At 49.0% G+C, this 11,612-nt stretch carries 6 protein-coding genes; 2 read left to right on the forward strand and 4 right to left on the reverse strand.

Annotated features, from left to right (window positions below):
* Nucleotides 1-117: 117 nt before the first annotated feature.
* Together ICL55_RS00655 and ICL55_RS00660 are read right to left on the reverse strand one after the other, a co-directional pair.
* Nucleotides 118-2,340: an FUSC family protein gene (locus ICL55_RS00655; protein ID WP_188094118.1), complete on the reverse strand. Its 2,223-nt coding sequence runs from the start codon at nt 2,338-2,340 to the stop codon at nt 118-120.
* Between the two features lie 193 nt (nt 2,341-2,533).
* Complete coding sequence (locus ICL55_RS00660) at nt 2,534-4,933, reverse strand: outer membrane beta-barrel family protein (protein ID WP_188094119.1); 2,400 nt, start codon at nt 4,931-4,933, stop codon at nt 2,534-2,536.
* A 365-nt stretch (nt 4,934-5,298) separates the two neighbouring features.
* Here ICL55_RS00660 and smc point away from each other — a divergent pair, with 365 nt between their 5' ends.
* Together smc and ICL55_RS00670 are read left to right on the forward strand one after the other, a co-directional pair.
* A complete protein-coding gene (gene smc / locus ICL55_RS00665; RefSeq protein ID WP_188094120.1) occupies nt 5,299-8,829 on the forward strand; it encodes a chromosome segregation protein SMC in 3,531 nt (1,176 codons plus the stop codon).
* 85 nt (nt 8,830-8,914) lie between these two features.
* Complete coding sequence (locus tag ICL55_RS00670; RefSeq protein ID WP_188094121.1) at nt 8,915-9,313, forward strand: DUF4259 domain-containing protein; 399 nt, start codon at nt 8,915-8,917, stop codon at nt 9,311-9,313.
* Between the two features lie 216 nt (nt 9,314-9,529).
* Here ICL55_RS00670 and ICL55_RS00675 read toward each other — a convergent pair whose 3' ends face one another.
* Both ICL55_RS00675 and ICL55_RS00680 read right to left on the reverse strand, forming a co-directional pair.
* Nucleotides 9,530-9,934, reverse strand: a complete 405-nt coding sequence (locus ICL55_RS00675) for a hypothetical protein (RefSeq protein ID WP_188094122.1) — start codon at nt 9,932-9,934, stop codon at nt 9,530-9,532.
* 228 nt (nt 9,935-10,162) lie between these two features.
* Nucleotides 10,163-11,488, reverse strand: coding sequence for a NupC/NupG family nucleoside CNT transporter (locus ICL55_RS00680; protein ID WP_246496133.1), 1,326 nt, complete (start codon nt 11,486-11,488; stop codon nt 10,163-10,165).
* Nucleotides 11,489-11,612: the final 124 nt, after the last annotated feature.

Raw genomic sequence — 11,612 nt, forward strand, 5'->3', positions numbered from 1 at the left:
GGGGATGATTAAAATAAAAAGATCGAAGCGATTAAGATTGCTTCGATCTTTTTATTTATCCTGGTTCGGTTCAATCATTCCCGAAATTCCAAAATCGTACATCAAAAAATCCCAAAATCAACTCAGTGCTTTGCCCATATCTTTTACCAGTGATAAAATCGCCTGCAGCTGATCGTGTACCTGTTTGGTCTCCAGCATTTCGTCGCGGATGGGGGTGGCGCCTTTGCCTTCGTTGATTTCGAGCTGACGCAGATGGACCAGATTATGCAGATGTTCATCCAGTGTGTCAAAAGCATGAATGGGTGGTTCCAGTTGCGCCTGGCTGCGGGTGGCAGGATCTATCATCAGGTACAGCTGATCAACGTATTGCAGCAGATAGGTGGTGATTTCCTTATACTCCGGCCGGGGGAACTGCACGCCATGATGCATGCTGTAGGCCGCCAGGGCCGCGATATGAGAGGTAAGGGTATGGTTCAGTACCACAAAGTGGTACACCTGAGATGCATTTTTCTGTTTGCTTTTAGGTTCAGACAACATACGTTGGAAAGCGGCCATCATATTGGCGGTGCTGACATAGGTGTCTTTACGGGCCAGTTTGAAATCCGTTACGGTATTGGTTTCACTGGCGTATACCCGTAATACCATTTCAAAATATTTCCGGTTGGAGAGCAGCATTTTCTGCATGTATCCGGGCAAGGTATTGTGTTCCCAGGAAGGCCACAGCAGCATATTGGCGAAGAAGGCAATGCCTCCGCCGATGAAGGTGTCGAGTACTCTTTGGGTGGCGTTGTACAGATCTGACGGGTGCAGGAAATGCAGCAGGAAGATGATGAACGGTGTTACAAAGAAGACGCTGAGCGTATACTGGAAGCTCATGAAGCTGTAGGCGCCGAGGATACAGAGCAGCATGCTGATAAAGATCACCGTATCGTTGTGGGTAATATATAACAGCCCCGCGGCGAAGAGGGCGCCCAATACCGTACCAATAAGGCGTTGTATGCTCCGTGAACGCGTGAGGCCGAAGCCTGGTTTGAGGATCACGACGATGGTCAGCAATATCCAATATACCCTGTCGAGGTGCAGGGCCTGGCCCAGTAGGTAACCTGTAACAGTGGCGAGGCTCACACGGATGGCATGCCGGAAAATATGGGATTTGAAAGTGAGGTTGTCACGGAATGTTTCCAGATCGTATTTCTGACGGGTCGTGAATTTGGACAGCTCCAGTTTCGGATCGATGGTCTCATCTTTCAGGCGCTCCAGGCGGGTAAGGCGGTGCAGGTTGTAAATACGCTGGGCCATATCCTGAAGGTTTTGCAGGATATTGGTCAGTGGGATGGTCCGGGTCCTTTCCGCCAGTGTGGGCAGTTTCAGGGTGATGTCTGCAATCGCCTTTTTCACTTTTTCCATCTCATATTTGAGATTGGTCTTAGGCAGGGAGCGTTGTCCGGCTGCAACAGCCAGCCCGATATTTTCCAGTTCTTCCACAAATTCGGTGATCAGCGCATGGAATTTTTGCAGGATATCGTCCTGTTTGAAGTCGCGCTGCAGGGCGTTGTAATCCGTCTGCGAGGCCATGATCTGCTCCTGTAAGTCTACCATGTCCAGGAAGATCAGCACCATGCTTTTGTTGATACTGGTAGTACCCTGTTGGGCGGAACGTCTTTTCAATAAGAGTTCGCGTACATTCTCCTGTTTTTCGTTGACGATGACCTGTTGCGCCAGCACGGCTTTATAGTTGGCAGCCACATCTACGCCGGGAGTATAGAAGTTGGAGCGGAGCTCGAGATAACGGGCGGTTTGTTGAATGCAGTCACCCAATGCCTGCTGTACGTTCAGGTAAGGGCGTATCTGCCACAGTATCAGCGCCAGCAAGGCGTACCAGATGCTCCCCAGTAGTACCATGGCCGCGTATATCAGTGCCATGCCGGGTGTCAGGTTGGTTTCTCCCAGAATGGACACCAGGATAAGCAGACAGCCGGTACCAATGTTGCCGCCGCGGTTGCCGTATACGAGCATCATGGCGAAGACAAAACAGCAGGCTACTATCCAGAAGGCCATCAGTGTTGGATAGGGGAGCAGCAGCCCGGTGCCGATGGCGGTCAGGAAAATGAGGCCGGTGCTGATGATAAGGCCATTGCGTTTGTGCACAATGGTGCCGGGCACATCGCTCAAAGCGGTGCACAAGGCCCCCATCGACATAGCAATGCCCAGCCCCAGCTGGCCGATGGCGGCAAAAATCAGGGAAGGGACCACCACACTGATGGTGGTGCGCATGCCGTTGCTAAAATGATAACTGTAAAGGAAACTCTTAATATCGTTGATTCGCTGTTCTATACGCAAACGTAAATCGGTTTTTGGAACACAAAGATATGGGGTTCTCGCAAAGGCGCAAAGCAGCAAAGGGCGCAAAGGATTAAATAGGAATAATAAGAAAACAAAGGAGTGAAGATCTGATATTGATTTTCGCTCCTTTGCTTTCTCTGCCCGCTTATATCATCTTTGCGTCCTTTGCTGCTTTGCGCCTTTGCGAGAACTACAGGCCACCTGTATCTACCACGCTTTTATTGCGTGTAGCGCTGGTCGTTAGTTTGCCAAAGCGCCAGCTGACGGATATGGCATAAGAATTTGCCGGAAAATAGGAGGTAGCTACGCGGTGAAATGCGGGGTCCCGTGTTTCCATAATGGCTGGTCGCTGGCTACGGAAAGGCTGGTCGGCGGTCATGCTGACAGATAATTTCCGGTCGAAGAAATCCTTGCGCAGGGTACAGCCGTAACCGATGTTGGACCCGTTACTGCCTTGTACGCTGGGACTGCCGGTATAGTAATAACCATAGGCATCCGCCCTGAAATTATGGCCGAAGTTATAGTCTGTGTTGAAATAGACGCTGCCGGAGAACCCGCTGCTGTGGAGGGTATTGCCATTGCTGTAGTCGCTGTAGTTGCCCCGTGCGTTGATGCTGACATTCCATTTTTTGGTGAGCGCAAAACGTATGCTGGAGCTGAGGCCCATGCTTTTGGACTTACCGATGTTGTCGTAGGTGGAAGCAGTAATTCCTTTTACACTGTCCACCAGCAGAATGCTCTGGATGGCATTGTTGATAAAGGTATAATCGATGCCGGTGTTAAAGGTGACCTTCTCCATTATTTTGTTAAAATAAAGCCCGAAGCTATTGGCATAGGAGGGTTGGAGGTTCGGGTTACCATAAAGAATGTTGTAGGGATCGTTATCGTTTACATAGGGATTCAGCATGCTGATGCTTACCCGTTGCAGTCGCCGGCTATAGGAGAATGACAGGTTGGTCATGGGTTTTAGCTGCCACGTAATATTAATAGTAGGAATAGGGCTAAGATAATTGCTGTTGATTTTAGTGTTGGTGGTGATAAAATCTCCGGTCTGGTTGGTTTGTTCCAGCCGGAAACCTGGCTTGATACTGAGTTTGGTCGCAATTTTAAAACGATAGGTAATATAAAATGCCAGGACGTCCTGCCTGGTGTTGAAGTTGTTGTCGCGTGCCGGGTTGGGTATCATCTTCCCATCTTTGCGCACCTCCTGGGTGCCGATATTTTCATTGTATTGAAAGGTGCCTTTAACGCCTGCTTCCAACTGTTGCTCAGCGGATATCGGGAGGGTATAGTCTGCCTGGGCGGTTGTGACGCGACTGGAAAAAATGGTGTTATTCCGGTAAAAGCTGTCGGTGCCCGGCGTATAGTGTTGATTGTTTTCGGCACGACCGTCACCGCTGTTGTTTACGAGATTGAAGGAAATAGACAGCTGGTGGCCCGGTTTTTTGAACGTATGTTGATAATCCAGCCCTACACCGGTGCCATTACCTCTGTTATAATAATCACTGCTGCTGATGCCGGTCTGTATCAGTTTCCCGGTGCTGTCACTCCAGTCACTGTTCTGGGGAGTGAGCATGGTGGCCCTGTTGATGCTGCCGTTGCCGAATACCGTGAGGCTGTTTAACGTATCGATATCGTAGGTTAATTCCAGGCTGCCGAAGTACATTTTACTATCGCGCTTAAACTCGGTGTTTTGTAGTAATACTCCCCTGTTGCCGGGGATGAAGCTCTCCCGTCTGACGGTATTGTTGTTACGGCTTTGATCAGTATTGACACCGGCGTAGGCAGTCACGCCGACTTTCTTTTTACGGGCGCTGATGCTGCCTCCGCCGCTGAACCGGCCGAGTGTGTTGTAATTGGAAAACAAGCTTCCGTTGTAGCCGATAGCCTGTCGCTGGGTGATGATATTAATAATGCCACCGATGCCTTCCGCATCATATTTAGCCGAGGGTTCCGTAATGATTTCTATTTTTTTGATGATGCTGGCGGGGTAGGCTTTTAATGCTTCCTTGGGGTCTTTGGTAATAAAGGAGGTGGCGCGGCCATTGAGCAGCACCCTGTAGTTGGTCTGGCCTTTCAGCTTAATGGTGCCATCTGCGTCTACGGTAACCAATGGTATTTTGCGCATGATGTCTGATGCCGAGCTGTTGTCTTTATCGATATCATTTTCCACGTTGTAGATGATTTTCTCGTCCTGCAGCTCTATCAGCGGCTTTTTACCGGCGATGGTGACGCCGCTCAGCTGTTGCGTGGTGGTGGAGAGGTACCGGGGGCTGAGACGGTGGGCAGCGTTGGCGGCGTCTACCCGGATGGTGTCCAGGAGGATGGGTTTGTAGCCCAGCATGGTGATCCCGATCCGGTAAACGCCATAGGCCACGCCGGTAAACCGGAAATCGCCCTTGTTGTCTGTCAGCGTTTGGGCCACCGTTTTACGGTCGGCTGCCTGCATCAGCACCACCGTGGCAAATTCCACGGGTTTGCGGGAAATACTGTCGGCCACCTGGCCGGTGATGGAGCCTCCTTGCTGGCGGGCCTGCAGGGTCACAGTAATGCATAACAGGAGCAACAGCCATATGCCTTTTTGCGTCATGGAACAGGATGGATTATTTTGAGGTATCGTCCCGGGCCCCGCCTATGTGGTAAATGGCATAAGTTACAGTGGCATAGCTACATAGGTGGCCTCGGGGTTACTTACACAAGCTATAAAATGTTACTGCTAACGCAGAGCGGTTGGGATAAGTGGCTAATAATTTCTCACAGGGAATTTAATTATAACTATGCTTTTTACTATATTTATAATCAGTCTTTTAAAGAGGATGTGATGGTCGTGTGACAGCTATTTTCGCCCAAAGTGTGTATAAATAATTACGGGAGATACCAGCTTCTCACTTAAATTACTTTTTCATTCGGGTAAAATTATATCTTTGACGCCTTAAAAAAACCTCGGAGTAAGTCGTGCGCTTAAAAACACTAGAAATTAAAGGCTTTAAAAGTTTTGCCGATAAAACCGTTCTGAACTTTGATGAAGGGATAACAGGTGTCATCGGGCCCAACGGTTGCGGCAAAAGCAATATCATCGACTCCATCCGCTGGGTGATCGGGGAACACAAAATCAGCAACCTGCGTTCGGAGAACCAGTCAGGCCTGGTGTTCAACGGTTCCAAAACACGCTCCGCCAGTGGTATGGCAGAGGTAAGCCTTACCTTTGAAAATACCAAAAACGTACTTCCGACCGAATTCACAACGGTTACCATTACCCGCAAATTCTATAAAAACGGGGATAGTGAATATCGCCTCAATGATGTGGCCTGCCGTCTGAAAGACATCCATAACCTCTTCATGGACACCGGGGTCAGCACCGACTCCTATGCCATCATCGAGTTGGGCATGGTGGACGATATCATCAGAGACAAGGAAAACAGCCGTCGCCGCATGTTGGAACAAGCGGCAGGCATCTCCATATACAAAACCCGTAAAAAGGAAGCCAAATCCAAACTGGAGGCTACAGAAGGAGACCTCAACCGCATCGAAGACCTCCTGTTTGAAATCAATAACAACCTGAAAACGCTGGAAAGCCAGGCCCGTAAAGCTGAACGCTTCTACGAGGTGAAAAAGGAATACCGCGAAATCAGCATCGAACTGGCCAAAGCCGCGCTGGAAGGATTTAACGTCACCTTCCGCGAACTGTCTGACAAACAAACGGAGGAAAGCGACCGGAAACTGCAGCTGGAAACAGAAATTACCACCGCCGAAGCTGCTGTGGAAGAAGATAAACTGCATTTCGTCGCCAAAGAAAAGGAATTACAGGTCCTCCAGAAATCGTTCAACGAACTGGTGGCCACCATCCGTACCAAAGAAAATGACAAGAACCTCGCCGCCCAACAGCTGACCTATCTGCGGGAACGCGAGAAAAATATCAACGACTTCCTTAACAACGCGGAAGGACAACTGCAGGGACTGACCACCTCGATTGAGTTTACTGAGAAACAGGTGGTGGAAGAAGCGGAAGTGTTTGAATCCATGGAAGACGAGCTGGAAACCCTCCGCGAAATGGTGGAGGAGAAGAAGGAACGCTTCCAGCAAAAGAAACTGGCCCTCGAAACCCTGCGTAACGACCAGCAGCGCTGGCAACGCCAACAGTTTGAGGCCGAAAAGAAAGTGGCGGTAGCGGATACCTCTGTGCAGAACCTGCAACGCGGCATCCAGCAGCTGCAGGAAGAAAAGAACAGCCGCCTCCAGCAAATCACGCAACTGGAAGCAGAGAAAGAGACACTGCAACAGACAATCACCACCAGTAAAACGGAGCTGGACGAGATGGTCCGCTTTCAGGAGGAAACGAAAGGTAAAATTCTGGCTACCCAGTCAGATATAGAAGGATTGCGTGACCAGCTGGTGGACGAAAACCGTAAACTGGACTCCAAAAAGAACGAATTTGACCTGCTGAAGTCCCTGGTGGACAGCCTGGAAGGATATCCTGAAAGTATCAAATTCCTGAAAAAGAACCCGGAATGGAACAACGAAGCTCCTATTCTGAGCGACGTTTTTTTCTGTAAGGAGGAATACCGCACCTGCGTGGAAAACCTCCTGGAGCCTTACCTGAACTATTACGTGGTCAATAATGTGGCGGAAGCCGTACAGGCTATCCGGTTACTGGACACCCATAAAAAAGGCAAAGCCAATTTCTTTATCCTCGATCAGTTCCGCATACCGGCCAACGGTCTGCTGGCGCCTGCCGGCACTATTCCGGCCCTCGAGGTGGTGGAAATTGAAGAGAAATACAAGGGCCTCGGCTACCACCTGCTGGGCAAGGTTTTCATCGGGGAAGACATTACCCGCCTCGAATTCAGCCAGGTATCTGACGATGAGATCTGTCTGGTAGAGAAATCCGGCCGCATGCACCGGGGTAAGTACAACATCACCGGCGGCTCTGTGGGCCTGTTTGAAGGTAAAAAACTGGGCCGGGCCAAGAATCTGGAAAAACTGGAGGCGGAGATCAAAGAACTGGAGGCAACCGTAGGTAGCCTGCGTATCCAGATACAGGACAAACACAACCAGGTGCTCGGCTACAACAGCCAGCTCAATGAAAATAATATCAATGCGGCCCGGGAGAAGATCAACCAGCTGAATAACCAGTTGTTCGGCCTTCAAAACAGGATCGAAAACTTCCATCACCTGATAGAAAGCGGCGACAAGCGGCTGGAGGAAATGCAGCAATCGCTGACAACCAATCAGGAAAGCATCTCCGGCGTCCGTGAGGAACTGGAAAACCTGAACGATCGGGTGGGAGAGCTGCAGGATTCCATTACAGAGGCCGACAGAACGGCCCAGGAAGTGGAACAGCAGTTCAACATGGCCAACGTACAGTTCAATAACCAGAACCTGCAACATACCCGTCAGCATAGTAAGGTGCAGGCGCTGAAACAGGAGCTGGAATTTAAGCGTAAACAACTGACAGACCTGCACGCGCAGATCACCAGCAATAAAGCGCAACTGGAAGACGCGGTAGCCAATATTGCGACGGCAGAAGAGAAACGCGGGACGGCGGAAGACGGACTGGTAGAGCTGTTCCGTCAGCGCGAGGAGGAAGAAAAAGCACTCAACGAAAAAGACCAGGAATACTATAATTTCCGTAACCATCTCCAGGAACTGGAAACATCGCTGCGCACCAAACAAAGGGCCCGCGAACAGCTGGAACAGCAACTCAATGTCATCAAAGACAAAGTGAATGAGCTGAAGTTACAACTGGCTTCCATGAAAGAACGCCTGAGTGTGGAGTTTAAGGTGAACCTGGACGAGATCATCGATGAACAACGTACCTCTGAACTGCCGGTAGATGAATTGCAGGGCAGTGCAGAACGCCTGAAAAAACGCCTCGAGAACATGGGTGAAATCAACCCCACCGCTATTGAGGCTTACCAGGAAATGAAAAAACGGTACGAGTTTATCCTGGAACAGAAAACAGATCTGGTCAATGCAAAAGATTCCCTGCTGGCAACCATCCAGGAAGTGGAAACGACCGCCAACCAGAAATTTCTCGATACATTCAACACCGTTAAAGAGAATTTTATCCGGGTATTTAAAGCCCTCTTTACTGAGGAAGACCAGTGCGACATGATCCTGAGTGATCCTGAAAACCTGGCCGATACCGGGATTGAAATCATTGCGAAACCCAAAGGCAAACGTCCGGCAGCCATTACCCAGCTTTCCGGTGGCGAGAAAACCCTCACCGCTACCGCCCTGCTGTTTGCCATCTACCTGATCAAACCCGCGCCATTCTGTATTCTGGATGAGGTAGACGCGCCGCTCGATGATGCCAATGTGGGCAAATTCACTAACATGATCAGAAAATTCTCTGATAATTCACAGTTTATTATTGTTACACACAATAAACAAACGATGGCCGCCGTGGACGTGATTTACGGGGTTACCATGCAGGAACCAGGGGTGAGTAAACTGGTACCGGTGGACTTCAGGAGTTTAAACTGATGAAAGGTTTTTGTTGTTGTAAAGAGAGACTATTAATTTTATTCTCTATTTCTTTATTTTAAAAAAATAAAAAACATTACACACTATGGGCGCATGGGGCACCAGGAATTTTGAAAATGATGGATCACAAGACTGGGTTTTTGACGTGATCGACAGCAAAGATGGTGGCTTGGTAACTGATACACTGGCACGTATCATCAACAACACCGAAACACTGGAAGTATCAGATTGCGAAGAAGGATTAGCCGCCGCAGAACTGGTGGCAGCGCTGATGGGCAAGCCCAGCGAAGACTTCCCCGAAGATCCGCTGGATAAACTGGATATCCTGAACCTGATCGCAACAAAAGGATTAAGAAGCCAGGCCGTTGCTGCTGTAAACAAAATATTGGGCGCATCAGAAATGAAAAATTACTGGGAAGAATCCGGTAACCTCGACGCATGGACAGCCGTTCAGGCTTCCCTGGTGAAAAGACTGGAACTCTAACCTGTAATGACCGGGACTGCCCGGAGACAATACTGATCTGATCGCAGGAAAACAATGCTTAAGGACAAGTGACTTTTTAAGCAGGGATACTGCTGCGTCTTATTCAGCCCATTGATGCAGTCTGTTTGATCAAAACATGTAGAAAATATAAAAGCGAAGGCCCGTATGATCTTTCATACGGGCCTTCGCTTTTTATGTTGGTAGCCAATCTTTAAGTCATGGAAAAGGAAGGTCCGGACAGCCAGTAGTTGGGCCCGGCTGACAGATAACAGTACACGCTGTTCCGGTTCCGTCCCAAATGAACTTTACCCGGCCATTGTCAAAGGTCATTGTTTGCACGGTATTGGGCTGAACAATAGCGCCATAAAAAGTTATATTACCCTGCGGCGCCAAATTAAAATACTTAGTATAAGGTCCCCAGGAGGCTTGTGTTGAATAGCTGGCCGCATTTCCAGGCTGTAATTGCCAGGATACGTATAACTCATGCGACGTGACATTTAGTCCAATACTTAGATTGAACATCGTAACAATTCTGTCAGGACCTTTTTCTTCTTTAATGAGCTTAGGGGGAGTGCTGTTGAGCCCCATGGCTAATAAAAGCGATAATAATACTGTTTTCATACGTGGTGGTTTGATTAGGGGATAAGAGGTGAGAATATTACTTCTGTTTAGTCAAGATACACCAATACAGGAAGATTGTCTCCCAAATCCCAGTGTGGATCATCTATTATCCATCTAATCAATGCGAAAGCGGAAAGTACAAAATTGTCGTGTATAAAAATGCCGGAGAAATGCTATTGATAAGCATCTCCCCGGCATTTAGGCATTGATAATATTGTTTTAAGAAATTTACAGCAGAATACCCGCAATGGTCGCTGACAGGTAGCTGGCCAATGTTCCGCACAGCAGTGCTTTGAGACCCAGTTTGGCCAGATCGGTACGGCGGCCGGGCGCCAGTTCTCCGATACCACCGATCTGCATGCCCACGCTGCTGAAGTTGGCAAAACCCGCAATGGCGATGGTAACAATGGTGATCGCCTTAACGGATTCTATTTTTATCTTATGGTCGGTCATGTTTTTGAAAGCCACGAATTCATTGATCGTGAGTTTTTGTCCCAACAGGGTAGCCACATTGTTGACATCTTCACTGGGTACGCCCATGGCCCAGGCCATTGGCGTAAACAGTTTACCAAAGATCCAGTCCAGGCTCAGATCGAAGCTCAGGCCCACCAGGTGGCCGAGGTTGATCAGGCACCAGTCGAGCAGCGCTATCAATGCGATAAAGCCGATCAGCATGGCGATCACGTTCATGGCTATTTTAAAACCATCGCCGGCGCCATGGGAGATAGCGTCGATCACGTTGGTATAGTTGCTTTTTACTTCCATTTTCACGCGACCCATGGTCACGCTCTCTTCCGTTTCCGGAAATACGATCTTGGAGATCACCAGTGCGCCGGGAGCGGCCATCAGGCTGGCGGTAATCAGGAATGGCGCGATGTTCATACCGGCCTGGATGCCCATGTTGGCATATACCACCAGGATACCGCCGGCAATACAGGCAAGGCTGCCGCTCATAGAGGCGAGGATCTCGCTTTTAGTCATGGAATTAAGATACGGACGGATCATCACCTGTGCTTCCACCTGGCCTACGAAAGCGCTGGCCACGTTGCTGAGTGCTTCCGCACCGCTCACCCGCATCACAATGTTCATGGCCCGGGCAATCACCGCTACCACCCGCTGCATAATACCGAAGTGGTACAACACCGCAACCAGTACACATACCAGGATGATCGTGGCTGTTACATTAAACGCAAAAACAAATCCACCGCCGGCATAATTGGCCAGATGGCCATCAGGAATCTGGGCCACGCCAATGCCGCCATATACGAAAGCGGCGCCCTGACGCGCAAATGCTTCCAGTTTACCCATGCCCTCGCCGACTTGCTTAAAAAACCAGGTGACAGGTGGGACTTTAAATACCAGCAGACCAATCGCTACCTGTAACGTGATACCACTTATCACCAGCCGATAGTTAATTTTACTCCTATTGTTGGAAAACAAAAAGGCAATGCCCAAAATGAGGGCGATGCCTATTAAGCCCTGAAAGCGTCCCATAAATGCAAATAAATCGTAAAATGTATGCAATAAGGCGACGAAGATAAGCCATTTTAACATTTGGTTAATTTTATCATTTAGATATTTAGCCGACTGTTTATGATGGATGTTTCTCCATTGTTGCCAATATTTTCACATTGATAGGAAAAACAAGGAGTTATCACTGCCATTTTACATCACCACG

Source organism: Chitinophaga varians (assembly GCF_014529945.1).
Lineage (GTDB): Bacteria > Bacteroidota > Bacteroidia > Chitinophagales > Chitinophagaceae > Chitinophaga > Chitinophaga varians.

Excerpts from the sequence above, each read along its gene's own strand:
- ICL55_RS00680 (WP_246496133.1), bottom strand. The coding sequence starts at position 11,488 with ATGTTAAAATGGCTTATCTTCGTCGCCTTATTGCATACATTTTACGAT.
- ICL55_RS00670 (WP_188094121.1), top strand. The coding sequence starts at position 8,915 with ATGGGCGCATGGGGCACCAGGAATTTTGAAAATGATGGATCACAAGAC.
- ICL55_RS00675 (WP_188094122.1), bottom strand. The coding sequence starts at position 9,934 with ATGAAAACAGTATTATTATCGCTTTTATTAGCCATGGGGCTCAACAGC.
- ICL55_RS00660 (WP_188094119.1), bottom strand. The coding sequence starts at position 4,933 with ATGACGCAAAAAGGCATATGGCTGTTGCTCCTGTTATGCATTACTGTG.